22 protein-coding genes are annotated in these 23,761 nt (G+C 51.3%); 15 read left to right on the forward strand and 7 right to left on the reverse strand.

Annotated features, from left to right (window positions below; all coding sequences use genetic code 11):
• Nucleotides 1-13: 13 nt before the first annotated feature.
• On the forward strand, nt 14-1,066 hold the full coding sequence (aroG, locus tag ACF8OF_RS06195; protein WP_349467858.1) for a 3-deoxy-7-phosphoheptulonate synthase AroG: 1,053 nt from the start codon (nt 14-16) through the stop codon (nt 1,064-1,066).
• 80 nt (nt 1,067-1,146) lie between these two features.
• Here the strand turns inward: aroG and gpmA are convergent, their stop codons facing one another.
• The 3 genes from gpmA to modF all read right to left on the reverse strand — a co-directional run bounded on the left by gpmA (nt 1,147) and on the right by modF (nt 4,594).
• Nucleotides 1,147-1,899, reverse strand: a complete 753-nt coding sequence (gene gpmA, locus ACF8OF_RS06200; RefSeq protein WP_004235668.1) for a 2,3-diphosphoglycerate-dependent phosphoglycerate mutase — start codon at nt 1,897-1,899, stop codon at nt 1,147-1,149.
• 238 nt (nt 1,900-2,137) lie between these two features.
• Nucleotides 2,138-2,956, reverse strand: coding sequence for a CPBP family intramembrane glutamic endopeptidase (locus ACF8OF_RS06205; RefSeq protein ID WP_392496045.1), 819 nt, complete (start codon nt 2,954-2,956; stop codon nt 2,138-2,140).
• A gap of 186 nt (nt 2,957-3,142) precedes the next feature.
• Nucleotides 3,143-4,594 (reverse strand): molybdate ABC transporter ATP-binding protein ModF, encoded by a 1,452-nt coding sequence (gene modF, locus ACF8OF_RS06210; protein ID WP_392496046.1) that lies wholly within the window; start codon nt 4,592-4,594, stop codon nt 3,143-3,145.
• A 206-nt stretch (nt 4,595-4,800) separates the two neighbouring features.
• On the opposite strand from modF, the gene ACF8OF_RS06215 reads away from it, so the two are divergent.
• Nucleotides 4,801-6,729, forward strand: a complete 1,929-nt coding sequence (locus ACF8OF_RS06215; protein ID WP_392496048.1) for a WG repeat-containing protein — start codon at nt 4,801-4,803, stop codon at nt 6,727-6,729.
• Nucleotides 6,730-6,747: 18 nt separating this feature from the next.
• Nucleotides 6,748-8,697, forward strand: a complete 1,950-nt coding sequence (locus tag ACF8OF_RS06220; RefSeq protein ID WP_392496049.1) for a bifunctional 2',3'-cyclic-nucleotide 2'-phosphodiesterase/3'-nucleotidase — start codon at nt 6,748-6,750, stop codon at nt 8,695-8,697.
• A 51-nt stretch (nt 8,698-8,748) separates the two neighbouring features.
• On the opposite strand, the gene modE is transcribed toward ACF8OF_RS06220, so the two are convergent.
• Nucleotides 8,749-9,534 (reverse strand): molybdenum-dependent transcriptional regulator, encoded by a 786-nt coding sequence (gene modE, locus ACF8OF_RS06225; RefSeq protein WP_279798190.1) that lies wholly within the window; start codon nt 9,532-9,534, stop codon nt 8,749-8,751.
• Between the two features lie 200 nt (nt 9,535-9,734).
• On the opposite strand from modE, the gene ACF8OF_RS06230 reads away from it, so the two are divergent.
• From ACF8OF_RS06230 to ACF8OF_RS06255, 6 genes are all read left to right on the forward strand, one after another.
• Nucleotides 9,735-10,319, forward strand: coding sequence for a hypothetical protein (locus ACF8OF_RS06230; protein ID WP_279798191.1), 585 nt, complete (start codon nt 9,735-9,737; stop codon nt 10,317-10,319).
• 114 nt (nt 10,320-10,433) lie between these two features.
• Complete coding sequence (locus ACF8OF_RS06235) at nt 10,434-10,574, forward strand: AcrZ family multidrug efflux pump-associated protein (protein ID WP_025153430.1); 141 nt, start codon at nt 10,434-10,436, stop codon at nt 10,572-10,574.
• A gap of 196 nt (nt 10,575-10,770) precedes the next feature.
• The gene (gene modA / locus ACF8OF_RS06240) at nt 10,771-11,541 is read left to right on the forward strand and encodes a molybdate ABC transporter substrate-binding protein (RefSeq protein ID WP_262860809.1); all 771 of its coding nucleotides are present in this window, start codon (nt 10,771-10,773) and stop codon (nt 11,539-11,541) included.
• Between the two features lie 23 nt (nt 11,542-11,564).
• Nucleotides 11,565-12,260 (forward strand): molybdate ABC transporter permease subunit, encoded by a 696-nt coding sequence (gene modB / locus ACF8OF_RS06245; protein ID WP_025153428.1) that lies wholly within the window; start codon nt 11,565-11,567, stop codon nt 12,258-12,260.
• On the forward strand, nt 12,254-13,321 hold the full coding sequence (gene modC, locus ACF8OF_RS06250) for a molybdenum ABC transporter ATP-binding protein ModC (protein WP_392496053.1): 1,068 nt from the start codon (nt 12,254-12,256) through the stop codon (nt 13,319-13,321). The genes modB and modC overlap by 7 nt, the downstream gene beginning before the upstream one ends.
• 198 nt (nt 13,322-13,519) lie before the next feature.
• Nucleotides 13,520-13,876 carry a hypothetical protein gene (locus ACF8OF_RS06255; protein WP_108655106.1) on the forward strand — a complete coding sequence of 119 codons (357 nt, stop codon included), beginning with the start codon at nt 13,520-13,522 and terminating at the stop codon, nt 13,874-13,876.
• Between the two features lie 86 nt (nt 13,877-13,962).
• Here ACF8OF_RS06255 and ACF8OF_RS06260 read toward each other — a convergent pair whose 3' ends face one another.
• Nucleotides 13,963-14,784: a pyridoxal phosphatase gene (locus tag ACF8OF_RS06260; protein WP_045139041.1), complete on the reverse strand. Its 822-nt coding sequence runs from the start codon at nt 14,782-14,784 to the stop codon at nt 13,963-13,965.
• A 222-nt stretch (nt 14,785-15,006) separates the two neighbouring features.
• On the opposite strand from ACF8OF_RS06260, the gene pgl reads away from it, so the two are divergent.
• The gene (gene pgl / locus ACF8OF_RS06265) at nt 15,007-15,996 is read left to right on the forward strand and encodes a 6-phosphogluconolactonase (RefSeq protein ID WP_392496055.1); all 990 of its coding nucleotides are present in this window, start codon (nt 15,007-15,009) and stop codon (nt 15,994-15,996) included.
• A 178-nt stretch (nt 15,997-16,174) separates the two neighbouring features.
• Here pgl and bioA read toward each other — a convergent pair whose 3' ends face one another.
• The gene (bioA, locus tag ACF8OF_RS06270; RefSeq protein WP_392496057.1) at nt 16,175-17,479 is read right to left on the reverse strand and encodes an adenosylmethionine--8-amino-7-oxononanoate transaminase; all 1,305 of its coding nucleotides are present in this window, start codon (nt 17,477-17,479) and stop codon (nt 16,175-16,177) included.
• A gap of 86 nt (nt 17,480-17,565) precedes the next feature.
• Here bioA and bioB point away from each other — a divergent pair, with 86 nt between their 5' ends.
• From bioB to bioD, 4 genes are read left to right on the forward strand one after another with little or no spacing between them, the layout of a single operon-like run.
• Nucleotides 17,566-18,603 (forward strand): biotin synthase BioB, encoded by a 1,038-nt coding sequence (gene bioB / locus ACF8OF_RS06275; protein WP_279798197.1) that lies wholly within the window; start codon nt 17,566-17,568, stop codon nt 18,601-18,603.
• 8 nt (nt 18,604-18,611) lie between these two features.
• Nucleotides 18,612-19,784 (forward strand): 8-amino-7-oxononanoate synthase, encoded by a 1,173-nt coding sequence (gene bioF / locus ACF8OF_RS06280; RefSeq protein WP_392496281.1) that lies wholly within the window; start codon nt 18,612-18,614, stop codon nt 19,782-19,784.
• Nucleotides 19,750-20,544 carry a malonyl-ACP O-methyltransferase BioC gene (gene bioC, locus ACF8OF_RS06285; RefSeq protein WP_392496058.1) on the forward strand — a complete coding sequence of 265 codons (795 nt, stop codon included), beginning with the start codon at nt 19,750-19,752 and terminating at the stop codon, nt 20,542-20,544. Before bioF ends, bioC begins: the two co-directional genes overlap by 35 nt.
• Nucleotides 20,531-21,214, forward strand: coding sequence for a dethiobiotin synthase (bioD, locus tag ACF8OF_RS06290; protein WP_392496059.1), 684 nt, complete (start codon nt 20,531-20,533; stop codon nt 21,212-21,214). The genes bioC and bioD overlap by 14 nt, the downstream gene beginning before the upstream one ends.
• Before the next feature lie 349 nt (nt 21,215-21,563).
• Here the strand turns inward: bioD and ACF8OF_RS06295 are convergent, their stop codons facing one another.
• On the reverse strand, nt 21,564-21,716 hold the full coding sequence (locus tag ACF8OF_RS06295; protein ID WP_153641938.1) for a hypothetical protein: 153 nt from the start codon (nt 21,714-21,716) through the stop codon (nt 21,564-21,566).
• Nucleotides 21,717-21,743: 27 nt separating this feature from the next.
• On the opposite strand from ACF8OF_RS06295, the gene uvrB reads away from it, so the two are divergent.
• Nucleotides 21,744-23,756 carry an excinuclease ABC subunit UvrB gene (gene uvrB, locus ACF8OF_RS06300; protein ID WP_262860816.1) on the forward strand — a complete coding sequence of 671 codons (2,013 nt, stop codon included), beginning with the start codon at nt 21,744-21,746 and terminating at the stop codon, nt 23,754-23,756.
• The last annotated feature ends 5 nt before the right edge of the window (nt 23,757-23,761 follow it).

A 23,761-nucleotide genomic window follows, 5' to 3' on the forward strand; every position in this document is an offset into this window, starting at 1 on the left:
GAAGAGACGGGTTATGAATTATCAGAACGATGATGTAAAAATAAAAGAAATTCGGGAATTATTACCGCCAGTGGCGTTATTAGAGTCATTTCCCGCGACTGAGACTGCCGCAGACACCGTTCGCCGCACCCGTCATGCAATCCACGAAATCCTGGAAGGCCGGGATGATCGTCTGCTGGTCGTTATCGGGCCATGCTCAATTCACGACCCGAAAGCCGCAGTTGAATATGCGGATCGCCTGCTGACATTGCGCAATGAACTGAAAGGTGAACTGGAAATCGTTATGCGCGTTTATTTTGAAAAACCGCGTACCACGGTCGGCTGGAAAGGGCTTATCAACGATCCGCACCTCGACCACTCTTTTGCCATCAATGATGGTCTGCGTATTGCCCGCAAACTGCTGCTGGATATCAATGACAAAGGCTTACCGGCAGCCGGTGAATTCCTGGATATGATCACTCCGCAGTATCTGGCGGATCTGATGAGCTGGGGTGCTATCGGCGCCCGCACCACGGAATCCCAGGTGCACCGTGAGCTGGCCTCCGGGTTGTCCTGCCCGGTCGGGTTTAAAAACGGCACAGACGGCACCATCAAAGTCGCCATTGATGCCATTAACGCCGCCGGGTCGCCGCACTGTTTTCTGTCCGTGACCAAGTGGGGACATTCAGCCATCGTGAACACCACCGGTAACGGTGACTGCCACATTATTCTGCGCGGCGGTAAAAAACCAAACTACAGTGCGGAAGATGTCAGTGCGGTAAAAGAAGGGCTGGCACAGGCTGGGCTGGCACCGCGTATTATGATCGATTTCAGCCACGCTAACAGCAGCAAACAGTATAAGCGTCAGATGGATGTGAGCACCGATGTGGCACAGCAGGTCGCCGGTGGTGAGAAAGCCATTATGGGCGTGATGGTGGAAAGCCACCTTGAGGAAGGGAATCAGAACCTGGAAGGTGATGCACCGCTCGTGTACGGCAAAAGTGTGACTGATGCCTGCATCGGCTGGGAAGATACTGAAGCTCTGTTGCGTCAGCTGGCAGATGCGGTAAAAGCCCGCCGCGGTTGATAGCACCAGAAGCCCGGAGCACTGAAAATAAAAAACCCTGACATGAAGTGTCAGGGTTTTTTTTCACCAAAGAAAGCGGATTACTTCGCTTTACCCTGGTTAGCAACAGCAGCGGCTTTGGCAGCAATCGCATCCTGGTCGCCCAGGTAATAGCGGCGCAGCGGCTTCATGTTTTCATCAAACTCATACACCAGCGGCACAGCGGTCGGGATGTTCAGCTCGAGGATCTCATCTTCGCTCATGTTATCCAGGTATTTCACCAGCGCACGCAGGGAGTTACCGTGTGCAGCGATGATCACTTTCTCACCGGACGCGACGCGTGGTTTGATAACATCAGTCCAGTAAGGCACAACGCGATCGATAGTGATCGCCAGGCTTTCAGTGGCAGGCAGTTCGCTTTCTGCCAGTTTCGCATAACGCGGATCGTGGCCCGGGAAGCGCTCATCACTTTTTTCCAGTGCCGGCGGGGTGATAGCAAAACCGCGACGCCACAGTTTGACCTGCTCGTCACCGTATTTTGCCGCGGTTTCCGCTTTATCCAGACCCTGGAGTGCGCCGTAATGACGTTCGTTCAGTTTCCAGCTTTTCTCCACCGGCAGCCACTGCTGGTTTACCTGATCCAGGATATTCCACAGTGTGTGAATAGCGCGTTTCAGTACCGAGGTATAGGCGAAATCAAAAGAGAAGCCTTCTTTTTTGAGTAACTGACCAGCCTCTTGTGCTTCAGCACGGCCTTTTTCAGATAACTCAACATCAGTCCAGCCGGTAAAGCGGTTCTCTTTGTTCCACTCACTTTCACCGTGACGTACAAGCACCAGTTTAGTTACTGCCATAGCGTAAACTCCTGTTGTGTTTCAGATAGGGGGTTTCAGAATTGAAACAGACCCGGCACATTGCCCATTATATTGGTCACCGGCGCCTTTCGGCAAACTTTCCGCGCAGGTATTTCCGCCGGGGTCTGTGCGGAAGCGATCAATTCCGTCCTGTTTACCGGATAGTGTATACCAAAACTGAATCGATTCCGCTATAAATGTTTACGCAAAGTGTGATACACAGGAAAAAACGGTTTTTTTACGCCACCTTAAACGGCCAGGTAAAAAACAGCAAATGGCAGAGGTTCAGCGCGAAGTGAAATCCTGTTGCCACCCACAACCGCCCGCTCCACATCCAGGCCAGCCCGTAGATAACCCCTGCCAGACCGGCAAAGACAACCAGCAGCGGCCCACCGGCAATATGTGCCAGGCCGAAGACTGCGGCAGCAATAAACAACGCGGCATACGGCGGCAGATACCGGGAAAGCATCTGCTGAATAGCCCCCCGGAACAGCGCTTCCTCCGCAAGGGAGACAAAAAACAGATTCGCCAGCATAAACGCCGGCAGCCAGCGCGGCAGATGCGGTTCAAACCCAAGACCGCCAAGAGCTGTTGCCAGTAACAACAGCGCAGGTACGGAGAAAGCCAGTAACAGCCAGTGCAGGCGGGTGACCCGGCGCAGTGGTGCTGTGACAAACAGTTGCGGAATAATGATGATCAGCACAAACGGAAGCAGTGCTTTATCGGCATTAAACCAGAATGAATAGGGCGGGCTGTGCGGTCCGGCGGCTTCCGGCGGCATCCAGCGCAGATTGTGAAATCCCGGCAACAGGTGAAAAGCCAGACCCAGCACGACGGTGATCACCAGCAGTGTCAGCAGCACGCGCTGCCATGAGCGCGGTGCAGTATAAGGCCGTGCAACAGCCAGCAGGACAGCAAACCACAATGTGATCAGCGCATACCAGTCCATCACACCACTGAACAGGGCACTGAGGGTGGCAGCCAGAAGTGCTGTCAGTGACAGCGTCCGGTGAAATTGTAATAACAGCAGAGATAATGCAAGTAAAAGCCAGGTCATGGAATTGTGTCAGAAAATCAGAAAAGGAGTACGCAGGGTAAAAGAGAAATCAGTGATGTGCCAGCAAAAAAGCGGACTGATAATAATTCTTAATCGGATTATTCTTAATAACAGGCTGAATATATTCAGAAAATAACGGCTGTTTCCGGTGCAGTAAAAAAGTAAAACAGCCGTTTAATAAAAAAATCACAACGTATTGATTTCGTAACGATAACTGCCGTTATCAGGAATAAATGCCAGCCGCCGGTTGATACAGGCGGGGGTATCTTCGCTGTGATGGCTGACAAACAGCAGCTGGGTATCACCACGGCTTATCATAATATCTATAAAACGCAGCACCAGCAGACGGTTGAGTGTATCCAGCCCCTGTAACGGCTCATCGAGGATCAGCAGAGCCGGATGTTTCACCAGCGCTCTGGCAATCAGTATCAGCCGCTGCTGCCCCCACGACAGGCTGTGGAACGGGGCGTCACGGTACGCCTTCAGACCGAGCAGCGCCAGCCACTCATCCGCCAGTTTTATCTGCCGGTCTGACGGTTTCTGATAGAGCCCGACAGAATCGAAATAACCGGAAATCAGCGTGTTACGCACACTTATATTGACACGGTAACTGAGGTGGATGCTGTTACTGACATACCCGATATGGCGTTTGATATCCCACACCGTTTCACCGCTGCCACGGCGGCGGCCGAACAGCGTCAGATCGTTGCTGTAGCCCTGCGGGTGGTCACCGGTGATCAGGCTGAGCAGTGTGGACTTGCCCGCGCCGTTTTCGCCGGTGATTTGCCAGTGCTCACCGGGCAGCACCTGCCAGGTCAGATCATTGAGGATGGGCTTGTCATTATAGCTGACGCAGCCGTGATTGAGGATCACCCGCGGAATGTCCGGCGCAGGGCGCTCTGCGGACGGGTCATCCCGCTCCGGCAGCGTCAGATGCTCTGTCTGCTCACTGCGGGCAAGTTGCGCCTGTAACAGTGCGGATAAGGTATCTGCCGGTGCCAGTACACAGTCTGTCAGCAGCCCGGCGCGGGTGATAAAGTCCGGAATATCACTGAAACGGTTGAGGATCAGAATAACCGTCAGTCCGTCTGCCACAAGTTCTGCCAGCATGTCACTGAGCATACGGCGGGAATCGGTATCCAGGCCGTCATAAGGTTCATCCAGCACCAGTAAATCCGGCTCTGCCATCAGTGCCTGACACAGCAGCGCTTTGCGGGTTTCACCGGTGGAAAGATATTTAAAACGGCGTGACAGGCGATCAGAAATCCCGAACTGCGCCGCCAGCTGCAGGCAGCGTTCATTATCACGGTGTTCTGCCTGAATAATGTCGGCAGTGGTACGCCCGTTGTCGGTGTCATCCCCGTCCATCAGATCGGTATTATTGCGGTTCCATTCTTCATCAATCAGTGCCTGCAATTTTTCAAACGCGACCAGAACGGGACGGCGGAAAGAGGTATTTATCTCCCCGGAAAGCAGCGGAAGCTCCTGTATCAGCGCCCGGGCAAGGGTGGATTTCCCGCTGCCGTTGGTGCCGATAAAAGCATGATGCTGGCCGCTTTCCAGCTGTAATGACGGAACAGAAAGTGTTTTATCCGCGCCTGACCGGAAAATCCCTTGTGTGATGTGCAGATGTGCCATAGTAAACAGCCTTATTATTAGTTTAATTATTCCCCAGAAATAAGCGGAACCGCCGGGGATGTCAAGATAGGGTCACGGTGTTACATTTCGTATCATGAAAAGAAGATCTGCTTCACAGAAACGCCATTATTCAGTCTGCTGTTTTTGTTATACTTTTTGTTACAGCTATGACGGCATCATGGAAATCATACGGAAGGGATATACTGATGAAAAAAAAGGTTATCGCAATCCCCGCGCTTTTGGTTATTGCTGCGGGAATGATATACGGATCTTTCGGGGATGAAGAGACCTTACCGGAACCATCACAGAAAACACTGGATTATATAACAAAAGAATTTAACGGCCTGACTCCCGAAGAAGCAGCAGAAAAAGTACAGATGCAAAAATATAACTTTGACTTCTATCTCGGGATAAGAGGAAAAGAGGATCTCTATCGTCAGAGGAAGACAGTTTTATCTGAAGATGAAGAATATAAAAATGCATTTTCTGTTCTTACACCGGAAGAATATAAAAACAAATTTAATGAAGCCGTTAATCAAATTGCCTTTATTCAGCATATTAAATATGGCCATTCTGTTCTTCATTTCATCATTCCGGTGATGCCGGCAGACAATCAGCTCGCGATAAGCGTTAAAAAAATTACTTACATGGATGGCAGTGAAGAAATAAAGGACAGAGAGACAGACGATACGTTCAGATTAAATACACAGAAAACGGTTAAAAATATCGATATTACTATCACATACAGGTATATCAGCGATCTCAGTAGTTATCATCTCACACCGGATAAGCCCGACATTTTACAAAGTGACTATAGATTAATGCTGGCAGAAAAGGATAAAAACTATCTGAAATACACACTGGAAGGTGAACTGAATATTATCGGTGAAGACGTTACTGACAAAAAGGGCAAAATATTATCATCGTCAGACTGTGCCAGAGGCAGTATCGGTTACGTTGATAAACTGGAACGTTATATTAATGGATCAGCTAAAGTTGCTGATAAATACGGGAAAAATAAAGAGCAACTCATAAAAAGAATTGCCGGTTATTATGAACGCTTTGAACAGGAAACCGACGAACCGGCAACGTACCTTGTCGAATGTACCTACCACGGTACGCCGGAATCCGTTACCGTTTATACTGCAAATAAGCAGGAGCGTGAAGAAAAAAGAATAACGCTGTTCCCGCTTTATACCAGTTTGTATCCAGTGATTGAAGATGAGAAGACACAGACGTTTTATATCTTCGATCAAAACGGTAATGAGATTATTAATCATGGAAAGAAAGCGATAGACAGTGCAGGATTAGGTTATTTTTATACCCGCCATACAGAAAATAAAAAAAATGAGGATGATGGCGAAGAGTATGAATCATTATATTATCATATCTATAAACTGGATACAGTGAATAAGAAACTGAATTATATAATAAAAGCAAGCAGAGTATACAGTTTATCAGATGATGCTGTTGTTATCTCTGAGAATAACGGCATTCAGATATTTAATACGCATTATCCGGAACCGGTAATCATCCCCGGTAACAATCTGTATGCGGATATTTTTAACAAAAATGACGGACACTTTGAGTTTTTCTATTATGACGATAGCCGGGGGATGCATATCCTGAATGACAAAGGTGAACATATTCTGCCTGTATCCGATTACCGGCTGGAGGATGGCGGGGATAATACCGTTAAAGTCAGAAATAGCATCCTGACAGATAATAAAGAAGTAAAGGATAATGAAATCTATTTTATTCACACTGACGGAACAGTGCGTCTGACGTTAACAGGTTATGACAACGCCGGTAAAATTACTGACGGTATGGTACAGGTAAAAAAGGACAATTTATACGGGTTTGCTGACGTAAAAGGAAATGAAATGGTCGCTCCGGATTATCTGGATGCCCGTGATTTTGATAACGGTTATGCGCTGGTGAGAAAAAATGATCACTGGGGTGTGATTAATAAACAGGGCGGTGTGGTTATTCCGTTTAAATACAGCCGTCATAATGCCATGTCATCCATGAACGGACTGATATCTTACCGTATTGAGGATAAGCATTACACCATGCAGGAATTACTGGACGCAAACGGTGTGAAAACAGACAAAATAACAGCAGCAGAACATTAACCGGAAGAGGGGGTCAGAGTGAGAACAGGATTACAATATTCAGTGCTGGCATTACTGGTCAGCGGAACGGTCAATGCCGCAACAGTGGATCTGCGGGTGATGGAAACCTCGGATATTCACAGTAATTTAATTGATTTTGATTATTTCAAAGACAAACCGACAGAGCAGTTTGGTTTGGTCCGTACCGCCGGTTTAATCAAAGCGGCAAAAGGTGAAGCCACCAACGCGGTATTAGTGGATAACGGAGACTTAATTCAGGGCAGTCCGCTGGCGGATTATATGGTCAGCAAAGGGTTAAATGACGGTGAAGCTCATCCGGCACATAAGCTGATGAATACCATGGGCTATACCGTCGGAAATTTCGGTAACCATGAATTTAACTTTGGCCTGGATTATCTGAAAAAAGCCATTGCCGGTGCGGATTTTCCGTACGTGAATGCCAATATTATTGATGAAAAAACCGGTAAGAATCTGTTTACGCCTTATATTATTGTCGATACTCCGGTGAAAGATCGTGACGGCAAAGCGCATGTGATTAAAATCGGTTATATCGGTTTTGTACCACCGCAGATCCTTATCTGGGATAAAGCCAATCTGGAAGGAAAAGTCCGCGTCAATGATATTACGGAAACCGCGAAAAAATTTGTGCCGCAAATGAAAGCAGAAGGTGCGGATTTAATTGTCGCTATTCCGCACTCCGGTTTTTCTCAGGAGCCGTATAAAGCCATGGCAGAGAACTCGGTTTATTATCTCAGTGAAGTACCGGGTATTAATACCATTATGTTCGGTCATTCGCACGGCGTATTTCCGGGCAACGATTTTGCGGATATCAAAGGCGTTAATATTGAGCAGGGAACCGTTAACGGTATTCCGGCTGTGATGCCCGGACAGTGGGGAGATCATCTCGGCGTGGTGGATCTGGTGCTGAATAATGATGAGGGTACATGGAAAGTGGCGGACGCCAAAGCACAGGCACGTCCGATTTATGACAAGGTGAATAAAAAGCCGCTGGTGGCGCGGGATGACAAACTGGCTTCTGTGATTGATGAACAGCACAATGCGACCCGGACCTTTGTCGGCAAGCTGATTGGCAAATCACCGGATAATATGTACAGCTACCTCGCGCTGTTGCAGAGCGACCCGACTGTTCAGATTGTGAATAATGCACAGACGGATTATACCCGCCGCTTTATTCAGGGTGATCCGGATCTGGCGGATTTACCGGTGTTGTCAGCCGCCGCGCCGTTTAAAGTAGGCGGACGGAAAAATGCCCCGGCGGATTTTGTCGAGGTGGAAAAAGGGGATATGACATTCCGCAACGCGGCGGATCTCTATCTCTACCCGAATACGCTGGTGGTGGTGAAAGCGACCGGGGCGGAAGTGACCGAATGGCTGGAATGTTCTGCCGGGATGTTCAATCAGATTAACCCGCAGTCAGAGGCACCGCAAAGCCTGGTTAACTGGGATGGTTTCAGAACCTATAATTTCGATACCATTTCCGGGATCAATTATCAGATAGACCTGACCCAACCGGCAAAATATGATGTGGACTGTCAGACGGTCAATCCGCAGGCCAACCGCATCAAAAATGTGACTTATCAGGGTAAACCGATTGATCCGAAAGCCGTTTTCCTGGTGGCTACCAATAATTACCGCGCTTACGGCGGAAAATTTGCCGGTACCGGTGACAAACATATCGCGTTTGCGTCACCGGATGAAAACCGCAGTGTGCTGGCAGGTTATATTGCAGCGGAAACCAAAGCAAAAGGTGCGGTATCGGCACTGGCTGAGCAAAACTGGACGTTTGTGCCGGTGAAAACGGATAAGAAATTAGATATCCGCTTTGAAACCTCACCGGGTGATAAAGCCACGCAGTTTATTAAAGAGAACGCGCATTACCCGATGACCCGGGTGGGTACGGATGATGTGGGATTTGCGGTTTATCAGGTTGATTTAACAGCGAAGTAAGCAATTACTCACGAAAGCCGCCGTCAGCGGCGGCTTTTAACATCATTTTTATCAGCACAATGTGGCAATAATCACCTGGTCGGCGTTAAACAGCGCGGTGACATCATCACCTTCTTTCAGCTGCTGTCTGTCAGCATCCTGATTATCCACGGTAGCGCATAACTGTGCGCCGCCGGTCAGTGTCACCATCACTTCACTGTTTTCCGTACCTCTGGCAACGGAACAGATATGCCCGCTCAGGTGATTATCATAACCGGTGCTGTTTCCGGCGGATTTACTGATTTTCACCCACGGCGCTTTAATCAGAGTGAGTACTTCTTTACCGACAGATAACCCCAGCCGGTTGGCGCTTTGCTCCGTCAGGGCAACGGCAAGTTCGGTTTTTTTATCCGCCAGCAGGACATTCACATGCTGCTGCACATGGGTATGGTCGCGCGACATAATCGTGCCGAAGAACTGGTTGCGGGCGCTGGTTTGCAGGGAGAAGCGGGAGATGGCCGCCAGCAGGCTGTCGAGCGGCAGTGAATCCTCTTTGAGGACATCAAAGGCTTTCTGCTGGATTTGTGCCAGCAGATCATAAAGCTGAAGTAAGCGCTCACCATAGCGCGTGAGTGTCGCACCGCCGCCGCCTTTGCCGCCGGTGGCCCGGTCAACAATCGTTTCCTCGGCAAGCTGGTTCATCTCATTGATGGCATCCCAGGCACTTTTGTAACTGATACCGGCCAGCTTTGCCCCCTGACTGATGGAGCCGGTGGCTCTGACCTGCTTGAGTAAGGAAATCCGCCGTGGATCGGCAAATAAATGACCTTCTGATTTTAGTGTTAATAAAATATCCAACGGAAAATACCCCGTATAGTAATCAGACAGAATCACCGGTGCAGTTTCTCCGCCCGGTGCGGCTTGGCTTTCCGGTTAGTGTAGCAAACTGCGTTTTTTTTTCATCCGGGAATATGGTGATTAAATTTTACTGAATAATTTGTGAGAGGGATAAAAACAGGTATGGTATAGCGATGATTTATTAAACAGGGAATTATATCATGGGGAATACCTTATTCAGTCTTTACCGGACTGTCAGAGATGATCCGGACAACGGTTCTGAAACGGAGGATTTTACCCGTACACTGGCAGTACAGTCATTCTGGGTTGAATCGCAGGGACAAGCCGGCAGCGGCAAAGTGGGGCTGGCATTTTGTCAGGGAGAGGATGATAAAGAGCCTGTGCTGCTTGCTTACATGCGTGATGACGGCAGTAATGAGCCACCACCGGAAGTGGCGGAACACATGAACGCCGCTGAACGTGATTATGCGGAATTGCCGGGCGCTTTTTTGCTGACGATGGTCGCGCAACTAAATTACACGCTGTGCATCGTTGCGGAGGATGACGAAACAATACTGCTGGACAGTGATGCCCTGAAAACGCTGCTGACGTATCTTCAGATACTTTACAACGAAGATAGTGAAGACACTGATGAAGAGACCGTAACTCCGGTTGCGGATTCTGCGGGTATCAGAACAGAAAGCGGTAACAGTATTGTCGAAACACCCGGCAGTGCCGGAAAGGTGGTCGGTTTTCTCATCCTGGCGGCAGTGATTGTGGCTGTTGTTTATTTTATGCAGACCTGACCGCACGAATCGCTATGCTTTCGGCTGCGTGATTTATATAGAATGGCGGGTAATATGACGTTATGATAGTCACGCTGAATATCCTTTTCGCCTGATATAAAGAGATTAAGTGCTATGTTTGAGTTAGTTAAAAGTTTAGGTTTCGCACTGTTAATGGTGCCTGTTGTGATGACAGGCCTGGCGGCTCTGATCTGGGGATTAGGTGAAATTTTCAACCTGATTTCTAAAGGCGAGCACCACGAAAAGCAGCACTGATGTTGACGTATTCAGGATTACCTGCGTTCGCGGGTAATCCGTGTTTGCTTCTGTTTTCCCGCTCACTCCCGATGTAATTTCCCTCATTTTATCGTATTTTCCGCTTAACTGACGATAGTGGGATAAACCTCCTTTCATTTTACGCTGTATCTTGTTATATACAACGGGTTAATCCTAATCTATCCTGGTGGAAAAAATGAAAAAACAGTTCAGTACGTTATTGGCCGGCGTTGTTATCTCTGCGGCTGTCATGGGTCAGGCGTGGGCCGCTGAAAAAGTGACCGTGTTTGCGGCGGCATCACTGACAAATGCGGTTGATGAAATCTCGGCAAAATATAAGCAGGAGAAAAAAGGTGACGTGGTCGCGTCTTATGCGTCCTCTTCCACGCTGGCCCGTCAGATTGAAAATGGTGCTCCGGCAGATATCTTTATTTCTGCTGACCAGAAATGGATGGACTACGCTCAGGAGAAAAACCTGATCGTTAATGACACCCGTAAAACCTTGTTGGGTAATGAGCTGGTGCTGATTGCCGCGAAAGACAGTAAGATTGATAAAATAGATATTAATAAGCAGACTGATTGGGTTAAATTACTGGATGGCGGTCGTCTGGCTGTCGGTGATCCTGATCATGTGCCGGTCGGTATTTATGCGCAGGAAGCACTGGAAAACCTGGGTGCCTGGAAAGTGGTTGACCCGATGCTGGCCCGTACCAATAATGTGCGCAGTGGCATGGCGCTGGTGGAGCGCGGCGAAGCGCCGCTGGGTATCGTATACGGTTCTGATGCGGTTGCCAGTGATAAAGTAAAAGTCGTCGGTATTTTCCCGGCTGATACGCATAAACCGGTTGAATATCCGATTGCGATCCTGAAAGATCACAATAATGCCGATGTGAAAGGTTTCTACGATTATCTGCAGACACCGGAAGCAAAAGCGATCTTCAAACGTTACGGTTTCAGCCCTATGTAATAAATAAGGACTAACAGACAGCGATGTTGAATGAGTATGAATGGCAGGCGGTTATCCTCAGCCTGAAAGTATCAACAGTCGCCGTGGCAGCCAGTCTGCCGTTCGGCATACTGATGGCATGGGTACTGGTGCGCTGCCGTTTTCCGGGCAAGTCGCTGCTGGACAGTCTTATCCACTTACCACTGGTATTACCGCCGGTGGTAGTGGGTTATCTTCTTCTGATCAGTATGGGCCGCAAAGGTTTTATCGGTGAATGGCTCTATAACTGGTTCGGTTTCAGTTTTACCTTCAGCTGGCGCGGTGCCGCGCTGGCTGCGGCAGTGGTGGCCTTTCCGCTGATGGTACGGGCTATCCGCCTGGCGCTGGAAGCGGTGGATATGCGTCTGGAGCAGGCGGCACGGACACTCGGTGCCTCACCGCTGCGGGTCTTTTTTACTATCACACTGCCGTTGTCGCTGCCGGGTATTATTGTCGGCACAGTGCTGGCCTTTGCCCGTTCGCTGGGGGAATTCGGTGCGACAATCACCTTTGTTTCCAATATCCCGGGGGAAACCCGGACTATCCCGCTGGCGATGTACTCCCTGCTTGAAACACCGGGTGCCGAAATGGATGCAGCACGGCTCTGTATTATCGCTATTGTTCTGGCACTGGCGTCACTGCTGGCTTCAGAATGGCTGACCCGCTGGGGACGTAAACGCCTGGGGGTTGCCGCATGTTAGTGCTTGATTTTGAACAGCAGCTCGGTGATTTATCGATGGTGATCAACACCGAACTGGCCAGTGACCGTATTACCGCTGTCTTCGGGCTCTCCGGGGCAGGGAAAACCTCCTTTATTAATGTGATCGGCGGGCTGACAAAACCACAGAAGGGGCGGATTGAGCTTAACGGGCACACACTTGTGGATATTGAAAAACGCATCTGTCTGCCACCGGAAAAACGCAAAATCGGCTATGTCTTCCAGGATGCACGCCTGTTTCCCCATTACCGGATAAGAGGCAATCTGCGCTACGGTATGGCGCGGGAAATGGAAGATCAGTTTGACAGTATTGTGGAACTGCTGGGTATCGGACATCTGCTGAACCGGCTGCCGATGACGCTTTCCGGCGGGGAGAAGCAGCGGGTGGCGATTGGCCGCGCATTGCTGACCGCACCGGATATCCTGCTGATGGATGAACCGCTGGCCTCGCTGGATCTGCCGCGTAAACGCGAACTGCTGCCGTATCTGGAAAAGATGGCGCAGGATATCAGTATTCCGATTCTGTATGTCAGTCACAGCCTGGATGAAATCCTGCGGCTGGCGGAAGATGTGGTGATTCTGGAAAAAGGCCGCATTCTGGCACAAGGGCCGCTGGAAGAGGTGTGGGCAAGTGCAGCACTGCGGCCGTGGCTGACACAGGAAAGCCTCTCAAGCGTATTAAATGTCACGGTGCTTAAGCATCACGACCGCTATGCCATGACTGCCGCCGCTATCAGTGATCAGGTGCTGTGGATACCGCGTATTACCGGTGAGTCTGATACACCGGTGCGTGTGCGTGTCAGCGCGGATGATGTGTCAATCGTACTGGAAAAACCGAAAAGCAGCAGTATCCGCAATATATTACGGGCAAAAATCACGGAAATGTATGATGACGACAACGGTCAGACAGATGTACGGCTGGCGGTCGGCAATCATTTCCTCTGGGCACGGATTACCGGCTGGGCGCGGGATGATTTACAGCTGAAACCCGGACTGTGGGTGTATGCACAGGTAAAAAGTGTGTCACTGAGTCGCGAATTATAACCTGCCTGAATATACGTACTTTTCATTAATAAAGCGGGCATTCATATTATTCCGATTGCCCATCTGACACACCGGCGATATATATTAACGCCGGTGCATCACTGATCCTGCCGAATTATCACAGAATATTCTCCGCACACGGAAACAAGTGTAAGACGTGCGTTATTGCATAAAAAACCACTGAGTCAGAGGGATAAAATGAAAAAAGCATTACTCTTTTTATTACTGGGTATTTTCTCCGGCGGTCAGGCGCTGGCGGCAAATCAGGTGATGTGTTACACCTATCTGAAAAAAGTCAAAGACGTTGAAATCGAAAACTTAAAAGTCTGGTGTATCGGCACCACCGACGGCTCGCAGGGCGGAATGCGCATCCCGGAGCTGCTCAGTATGGGATATAACGTGGTGGCAACGGAAAGCTTCCCGTATCAGTATTCTGAGGGGGGCTATACCTATGACGGATCCAAATTACTGCTGATCGTCGAAAATGCAAAATTCCCGAATCAGAATCCGGCAGAAAAACCCAAAAATAACTGGAATTTTGATAAGTATAAATAACTAAATTTATTTGCGGATCAGCGGGAAATAATTAAAAAAATGCCTTTATTAAAAGGCATTTTTTATAGTTCAGAACACGGTATTGATCAGCTGAGAATATGACGGCGGATCGCCTGCGCAATACCCGGCTGTGTATTATCCCGGATAATCAGATCAGCGTGTGCTTTGACTTCGTCTGCTGCATTGCCCATTGCCACACCGAGACCGGCGGCAGAAAGCATGCTGATATCATTATGGTTATCACCAAATGCCATCACATCTTTCATCGACATTCCCTGAGATTCCACCCATTCCTGTAAACGGCGGCCTTTGCTGTTACCTTTGCGGGCAATATCCACCTGGTTTATCCACGACCACTCGCAGGACAGCCCCATATCCGCTTCAACGGCATCGGTGAATTCGCGCAGTTTGTTCAGATCATCTGAGCAGGTGGCGAATTTCCAGATAGTGTCAGCGCGATCAACCTCATCAAGGAAGTTGTCCACTTTGCGCATCACCGGACGCTGGTGTTCCGGCAGAGAAGCTGACCAGTTCAGTGTCCGCTCGATGGTGCTGCTGTCAGTGTGATAAAGCATGGCATCGGAGATATACATCAGATGCTCGATATCGGTCTGTGCCAGACGTTCGAGCAGCTGACGGGATTCACTGACACTCATCGGATCGGCGGAAAGCACTTTTTTCCCCGGATAATCGTACAGATAAGTACCGTTACAGCAGATAGCCGGTGTATCCAGCTGCAATGTCTGATAAAACGGATGGATAGCAACGTGATGACGACCGGTGACAATCAGCACCTGCACCCCGGCACGGCGGGCTTCGCGGATAGCATCCAGCGACTCCTGTAATATATGTTTATCCGGATCGAGAAGTGTACCATCGAGATCAAATGCGAGGACGCGGTAAGACATAACAGGGAGCCCCTTGTATGAGTGTCAGAACCGGAATAACGGCGGGCATCAGGGAATATTATTGCACCCTGACGGCATCCTGGCTGATTCCGGGCGGAGATAACTGATAATATAGCATGTTAATTGTTTCGCGATAAACGCTAAGTGCGGTATTATTATACAGAAATGCTTACATTACCTGTTAAAAATCAAACGGGTAAGTGATGATATTAAGGAGCGTGAATGAAGCAGGTGGTTTATGTTGCCAGTACGGAAAGTCATCAGATTCATGTCTGGCAGATGAATGAACACGGTGAAATGTCACTGTTACAGACAGTATCAACGCCGGATCAGGTGCAGCCGCTGATCACCGCGCCGGATGGTGGTCATCTTTATGCTGCGGTAAAACCGGGTAATGCGGTAGTGACGTATAAAATCGCAGAAGACGGTAAACTCACACAAACCGGCCTGACGCCGCTCCCGGGCACTGCCGCCTATATCACGCTTGATAAAGCGGGGCGCACACTGTATGCCGCGTCTTATCATCAGGGAAATCTGGCGGTACTGCCGATCCGCGATAATGGTCTTCCCGCCCGTGCAGTCCAGGTGATTGAGGGGTTAAAAAATCCGCATTCCGCTAATATTGCGCAGGATGGCTGCACACTGTTTGTGCCGTGCCTCGGGGAAGATCATATCCGCGCTTACACGATTGAGGAAGACGGACGCTTAACTGAACGTCACGCCGATATGCTGACGGTTGCTGCCGGTGCCGGGCCGCGCCATATGGCGTTTCATCCGGCAAAACATGTGGCGTATTGTCTGAATGAATTAAATGCGACCATTAATGTTTACCGCGAATGGGTGAAAGTCCGTGAAATTCAGTCTGTCGATATGATGGCGGATGATTATTCAGGACGCCGCTGGGCTGCTGATATTCATGTCACGCCGGACGGGCATCATCTCTATGCCTGTGAGCGGGCATCAAGTGTGATTAATCACTACCGGGTGTCGGATGACGGCGGTCATCTGCAACTGGCGGGGCGTTATCCGACAGAAACTCAGCCGCGCGGTTTTGCGGTGGATAACAGCGGGCGTTTCCTGATCTCAACCGGGCAACTTTCTCACCATGTGGCGGTTTCCCGGATTGATGTGATTACCGGCGAACTGCACTTTATCAACCGCTATCCGGCCGGAAAAGGTCCGATGTGGGTGACAGTGCTGACGCTGAAGTAATGTGTTTTTTTCAATACAGAGTTTGCTGGTCAGGTAATAAGCGATAACGGGCAGGCGAAACGAAAAGCATGCGCGTCATGGATGACGCGCCTGAGCTTACAGGGAGGTATTCACAGCGACTTTTCGTTTTTGCCCGTTATCAGCGCTTCTCCGGCGCGGAGATCAGCCGCCTGTTTTTTTATCCTGCCGTCACCTTATCTATCGCCTGCGTCAGCTTTTCCAGTTGTGTCGCCGTAATAATGTATGGCGGCATAATATAAATCAGCCGCCCGAACGGGCGGATCCACACCCCGGCATCAACAAAACGGCGCTGCAATTCTGCCATATTGACCGGCTCTTCCGTTTCAATCACACCAATGGTGCCGAGCACCCGCGCATCACGGACGCCGCTGCGGGATTTCAGCGGCAGCAGGGCACTTTTCAGTTGTGTTTCGATATCCTTCACACGCGCCGCCCAGTCTCCGGACAACAACAGATCAATACTCGCTACTGCCGTGGCGCAGGCCAGCGGATTGCCCATAAAGGTCGGGCCGTGCATAAAGCAGCCTGCGTCCCCCTGACTGATGGTGTCCGCAATATGGCGGGTGGTGAGGGTGGCGGAGAGCGTCATATAACCACCGGTAATCGCTTTGCCGAGACACATAATATCCGGTGATATACCGGCGTGTTCGCAGGCAAACAGCTTTCCGGTGCGTCCGAATCCGGTCGCGATCTCGTCACAAATCAGCAGGACATTGTAGTGATCGCACAGCGATCTTACGCCTTTCAGATATTTCGGATGGTAGAAACGCATTCCGCCCGCACCCTGGACAACCGGCTCCAGGATCACCGCCGCGACCTCATGATGATACTGTGCCAGCAGGCTTTCCACGGAGTGAAGATCCGCCGGCTGCCATTCCTCATCGAATCCGCACTGCGGCGCATCGGCAAACAGGTGATCCGGCAGATAGCCCTGCCAGAGTGAGTGCATGGAGTTTTGCGGATCACACACTGACATCGCACCGAATGTATCACCGTGGTAGCCGTGACGCGGGGTGATTATCCGGTGACGCTTTTCCCCGCGTGCCTGCCAGTACTGCAGCGCCATTTTCAGCGCCACTTCTACTGCCACCGAGCCGGAGTCAGCAGGAAACACGCATTCCAGCGGTTCCGGCGTGATAGCCACCAGGCGGCGGCACAGTGCAACGGCAGCCGGATGGGTGATCCCGCCGAACATTACATGTGACATTTGTGACAGCTGTTCAGTCACCGCCGCATTCAGTACCGGGTGATTATAGCCATGGATAGCTGCCCACCACGAGGACATACCGTCAACCAGTTCGCGGCCGTCTGCGAGTGTCAGCACCGCACCGTGTGCCGATACCACCGGATAGACCGGCAGCGGCTGAGTCATTGATGTATAAGGGTGCCAGATGTGGCGGCGGTCAAAATCCGCATCATCAGCCGAAAAGTCGTGACCTGAAATATTCCCTGAAAAAGCCATTATGTAAACCATTTCAATGCAAATAAAGTTGACATGATAATGCTGATATTTAAACTGGCAACACTTTTTTATCGGGAGTTACAGTTATGAGTCAAGGTCGTCAGTGGACATTAAAAGAAGCCAATGCATTGTTTGAAAAACCTTTTTTTGAACTGTTGTATGAGGCTCAGACCCTGCATCGCCAGCATTTTGACCCGCAGCAGGTGCAGATCAGCACACTGCTTTCCATCAAAACCGGGGCGTGTCCGGAAGATTGTAAATACTGTGCGCAGAGTGCGCGATACAAGACCGGGCTGGAAAAAGAGCGGCTGATGGAAGTACAGCAGGTGGTGGAAACGGCGCGTAAGGCGCGGGCAGCCGGTTCGACCCGGTTCTGCATGGGCGCGGCGTGGAAGAATCCCCATGAGCGCGATATGCCGTATCTGGAAACCATGGTGAAAGAAGTACGGGCGCTGGGTATGGAAACCTGTATGACACTTGGTATGCTGAACAGCTCACAGGCGGAGCGTCTTGCCAAAGCCGGTCTGGATTACTACAACCACAACCTCGACACCTCGCCGGAATTTTACGGCTCGATTGTCACCACCCGGACCTATCAGGACAGACTCGATACCCTCGACAATGTGCGGGATGCGGGGATCAAAGTGTGCTCCGGCGGAATTTTAGGACTGGGTGAAGCGGTGCGTGACCGTGCGGCAATGCTGGTGCAGCTGGCGAATCTGCCGAAAGCCCCGGAAAGTGTACCGATCAACATGCTGGCGAAAATCAAAGGCACACCGTTTGAAGATAATGAGGAAGTCGATCCGTTTGATTTCGTCCGCACCATTGCGGTGGCCCGCATTATGATGCCAACGTCTCATGTGCGCCTCTCCGCCGGTCGTGAAATGATGAATGAACAGACCCAGGCACTTTGCTTTATGGCGGGTGCGAACTCCATTTTCTACGGCTGCAAACTGCTCACCACCACCAACCCGGAAGAAAATACCGATATCGCCCTGTTTAAAAAACTGGGGATCAAACGTGAGGCCATTCATGTTACCCGGGGTGACAATGAGGAGACGGATTCTTTACTGGATGCCATCAGCCACAATGATGACGAAAAATTCTATAACGCAGCCCTGTGAGCCGTACCATGTGGCAGACTTTTCTTTCTGAGCGCCTGCAACAGGCGCAGGAACAGGATGCGGTACGCCGTCGTGACGCTAATGACGGCGCGGACGGGCGTACCCTCCTGATTAACGGCAGACGCGCCGTGAATTTCTCCGGCAATGATTATCTCGGCCTCAGCCGCCACCCGGCGGTGATCCGCGCCTGGTGTGACGGCACCCAGCAATACGGCGTGGGCAGCGGCGGATCCGGTCATGTCACCGGCTATACGGCGGCACACCGGGATCTGGAACAGATGCTGGCGGAGTGGCTCGGGTTTGATCGGGCGATCCTGTTTGTCTCCGGTTTCAGTGCTAATCAGGCGGTGATCACCGCACTGATGCAGCGCGGCGACCACCTTATCTGCGACAAACTCGCTCACGCGTCCATTATGGAAGCGGCTATGCATTCACCCGCTGAATTCAGCCGTTTTCATCATAATGATACCGCGCATCTGAGCAATCGTCTGAGCCGGACTGAAAACAGTACCGGCAAAACCCTGGTGGTCACGGAAGGGATCTTCAGTATGGACGGAGATGCCGCGCCGCTGGCGGCGATCCTGCCGCTCACCCGGCAGCATAACGCCCGGCTGATGGCGGATGATGCGCACGGTATCGGTGTCTGCGGTCGTGAAGGGCGGGGCAGTTGTGATGCGGCGGGAATACGCCCGGATATTCAGATTGTCACCTTCGGCAAAGCGGTCGGTGTCAGCGGCGCGGCGGTGCTGTGTGATGCACAGACCGCAGATTATCTGACGCAATATGCCCGTCATCTTATCTACAGCACCACCTTCCCGGCGGCACAGGCGTGCGCCATTCAGGCAGCGGTGCAGGCCATCCGTGACGGTGACGGGTTACGGGATAAACTGGCGGAAAATATCCGCGTCTTCCGTCAGCGGGTGACGCCTCTGCCGCTGCAATTACTGCCGTCCGCATCGGCTATCCAGCCGCTGATCGTGGGGGATAACCGAGCTGCCCTGGCGCTGTCGCACTATTTACAGGAACGCGGCCTGTGGGTGAAAGCGATCCGCCCGCCAACCGTGCCGCCGAATACCGCCCGGCTGCGCATCACGCTGACCAGCGCCCATCACCGCGACGATATCACACAGCTTACGGAGGCGCTGGATGCATTCTGTTGTCACTACCGCCCCGGTGAATAAAGCCGCCGTTGCCGCCGCTTTCGGACGCGCCGTCGGACACTATGACACCGTGGCGCACCTCCAGCAGAAAACCGGACACCACTTGCGGCAACTGACCACACAGGCACTTTCCGCACCGTTATTATCTGAACTGCACGGGCTGGATGCCGGCTGCGGTACCGGGTTTTTCAGTGAACAGTGGAAAACGGATTGCTGCAGTGTGACCGCGTTTGATCTTTCCCCTGAGATGCTGGCGCACGCCCGGCAGCAGCAGCGGGCGACCCGTTATGTACAGGGGGATATCGAACAGCTGCCTTTTGCGGATAATCAGTTTGATTTCTGTTTCAGCAATCTGGCGGTGCAGTGGTGTGATTCGCTGGCAGAGGCGCTGGCCGGTCTGGTACGGGTGACCCGGCCCGGCGGGGTGGTGGCGTTTTCCACGCTGCTCAGCGGGTCGCTGGATGAACTGAATCAGGCGTTTGCCCGGGTGGACAGCAACCGTCACGCCAACGGCTTTCTCAGCCGTGAGGCGGTTTCCGCTGCCTGTCAGCCTTACCGGCATACCTTGTCAGACGTTTGTTACCGGCTCTCCTTTGATTCTCTGCCCGCGCTGCTGCACTCCCTCAAGGGGATTGGAGCCACCCATGTCCATCAGGGACGTGCTGCCGGGCTGATGACACGCAATAAACTCATTCGGCTGGCGAATCATTATCCCGCCGAAGACGGCGTATTTCCGCTCAGCTATCTTATTCAGTACGGAGTCATACATGTTGAAAAATAACTGGTTTTTAACCGGCACCGATACGGATGCCGGTAAAACCGTGGTCAGTTGCGCCCTGTTGCAGGCTGCCCGCAACGCCGGGTTCCGCTGTGCGGGGTATAAACCGGTGGCCTCCGGCAGTGAGATGACGGCGGAGGGGCTGCGCAACAGTGATGCACTGGCATTGTGGCACCATACCGTGCCGCCGGTCAGTTACGCGCAGATTAACCCCTATACCTTTGCCGAGCCGACATCGCCGCACATTGTCAGCGAACTGACACAAACTCCGCTGGAATTTACGGTGATGACTGACGGGCTGCATGCGTTAAATCAGCAGGCCGACTGGGTGCTGACCGAAGGGGCGGGCGGATGGTTTACCCCGCTGTCAGCCACGCAGACTTATGCGGACTGGGCGGCACACATGCGGATGCCGGTGATCCTCGTGGTCGGGGTAAAACTCGGCTGCATTAATCATGCGTTACTGACCGTGACGGCGATACAGCAGGCCGGACTAACCCTGGCCGGGTGGGTGGCTAATGAGGTCACACCGCCGGGTCTGCATCAGCAGGCGTACCTGGCGACACTGAACAACCTGATCCCGGCGCCGTGTCTGGGTGTGTTACCGCATCTGCCGGATCCGTTGAATCAGGACTTATCCGGCTATCTTTCACTGCCGGTTTCCGCGCACTGATCCTGTATCCGGCCGGATCGTTCCGGGATCACGGCAAATCTTCCGGCCGGGTGTTTTTTATCAGGAAAAAATCCTGAATTATTTTTTCTCTTTGTGCTGAAAGTGACAATTTTATGACTGCACAATGTCACGCAACCATGCACCGGCAAACGACTTTATTAAGTTATCCACCATTCCTGTGGATAACCCTGTGCATTAACTTTAGAAAACTCACGCCATCCTTGCAGGAACGGGGCTTTCGCTGACATTGTTGTAAAATCGGGCTTTTATGATTTTTACATAAATAACAAATAGATAAATAAAATCAAGAGTCCTCCTGCGTGAAAAATAGCAATTGGTCAGAGGGGCGTCAGATTTCAGCATAATTTAAAATTGCAAGTGCTTTTTTTTGGGGATAACTGTGGAAAGCCAATAAAATTTTCCCTGGTTTTGCAAGCAAAAAATCACAAAATAACGGATTTTTTCTGCCGGGGGTTGAAGCTGGTTTTTTATCCAGTATCATAGTGACCCTATTCGCGCAGGGGGGCTCATGAGCAAACTATTTAAACTGCATTCTGACTTTAAACCGGCCGGTGACCAGCCGCAGGCCATTGCAAAACTGGTTGAGGGCCTGGAAGACGGGCTGGCGCATCAGACGCTGCTGGGGGTAACGGGCTCGGGGAAAACGTTCACCATTGCCAATGTTATCGCCACGCTGAACCGCCCGACCATGATCATGGCGCCCAATAAAACCCTTGCCGCCCAGCTTTACAGTGAGATTAAAGATTTCTTCCCGGAAAACGCGGTGGAATATTTTGTCTCCTACTACGACTATTATCAGCCGGAAGCCTATGTGCCGAGCTCTGACACCTTTATCGAAAAAGATGCCTCAGTAAACGAACATATTGAGCAGATGCGGCTCTCAGCCACCAAAGCCCTGCTCGAACGGCGGGATGTGGTGGTGGTGGCCTCCGTTTCCGCTATCTACGGGCTGGGTGATCCGGACAGCTACCTGAAAATGATGCTGCACCTTACCGAAGGAATGATCATCGATCAGCGCTCGATCCTGCACCGGCTTTCCGATCTCCAGTACACCCGTAACGACCAGGCCTTTCAGCGCGGTACATTCCGTGTGCGCGGCGAAGTGGTGGATATTTTCCCGGCGGAATCGGATGATTACGCACTGCGCGTGGAACTGTTTGATGATGAGGTCGAGCGCCTGTCGCTGTTTGATCCGCTGACCGGCCATATCCATTATCAGGTACCGCGTTTTACTGTTTACCCGAAAACCCACTATGTGACGCCGCGTGAACGTATTCTTGAGGCGATGGAAGGGATTAAAACCGAGCTGGCGGAACGGCGAAAATTCCTGATCGACAACAACAAACTGGTGGAAGAGCAGCGTCTTGCCCAGCGCACTCAGTTTGATCTGGAAATGATGAATGAGCTGGGTTATTGCTCGGGTATCGAAAACTATTCGCGCTATCTCTCCGGACGCAAATCCGGCGAATCCCCGCCAACCCTGTTTGATTACCTGCCGGCGGACGGCCTGCTGGTGATCGACGAATCCCACGTCACTATTCCGCAAATCGGCGGGATGTACAAAGGCGACCGTTCGCGCAAAGAAACGCTGGTGGAATATGGTTTCCGTCTGCCGTCCGCGCTGGATAACCGTCCGCTGCGCTTTGAGGAGTTTGAATCTCTCGCACCGCAGAGTATTTATGTGTCCGCCACGCCGGGAAAATATGAAATGGAAAAATCCGGCTCTGATGTGGTTGAACAGGTTGTGCGTCCGACCGGGCTGCTTGATCCGGAAGTGGAAGTGCGTCCGGTGACCACCCAGGTGGATGATCTGCTGTCTGAAATCCGCATCCGCGCACAGAAAAATGAGCGCGTGCTGGTCACCACACTGACCAAACGGATGGCGGAAGATCTTACTGAATATCTGGAAGAGCACGGCGAGCGGGTGCGTTATCTGCACTCGGATATTGATACCGTGGAGCGGGTGGAAATTATCCGCGACCTGCGCCTCGGGGAGTTTGATGTGCTGGTGGGTATCAACCTGCTGCGTGAGGGGCTGGATATGCCGGAAGTGTCGCTGGTGGCGATTCTGGATGCGGATAAAGAAGGCTTCCTGCGTTCCGAACGTTCCCTGATCCAGACCATCGGTCGTGCTGCCCGTAACCTGCACGGCAAAGCGATTCTCTACGGTGATAAAATCACGGACTCGATGGCAAGGGCTATTGAGGAAACTGAACGCCGCAGAGAGAAGCAGATGGCGTTTAACGAAGCACACGGTATTGTGCCGAAAGGGCTGAATAAAAAGATTGGTGATATCCTGAAAATCGGCCAGCCGTCAGCCGGGGCGAAAAATAAAGGCAAAGGCAAAGCAGCCGCGAAAAGCAGCGATTATCAGCGTATGTCGCCGAAAGAGCTGGAAGTTAAAATTCAGGAACTGGAAGCGCAGATGTACCGCCACGCTCAGGATCTGGAATTTGAACAGGCAGCAGCGGTACGGGATGAATTACAGGGATTGCGTGAGCAGTTTATTGCCAACTCCTGACGGGG

The organism is Morganella sp. TYF_1 (assembly GCF_043105645.1).
In the GTDB taxonomy this organism is placed as follows: domain Bacteria; phylum Pseudomonadota; class Gammaproteobacteria; order Enterobacterales; family Enterobacteriaceae; genus Morganella; species Morganella morganii_B.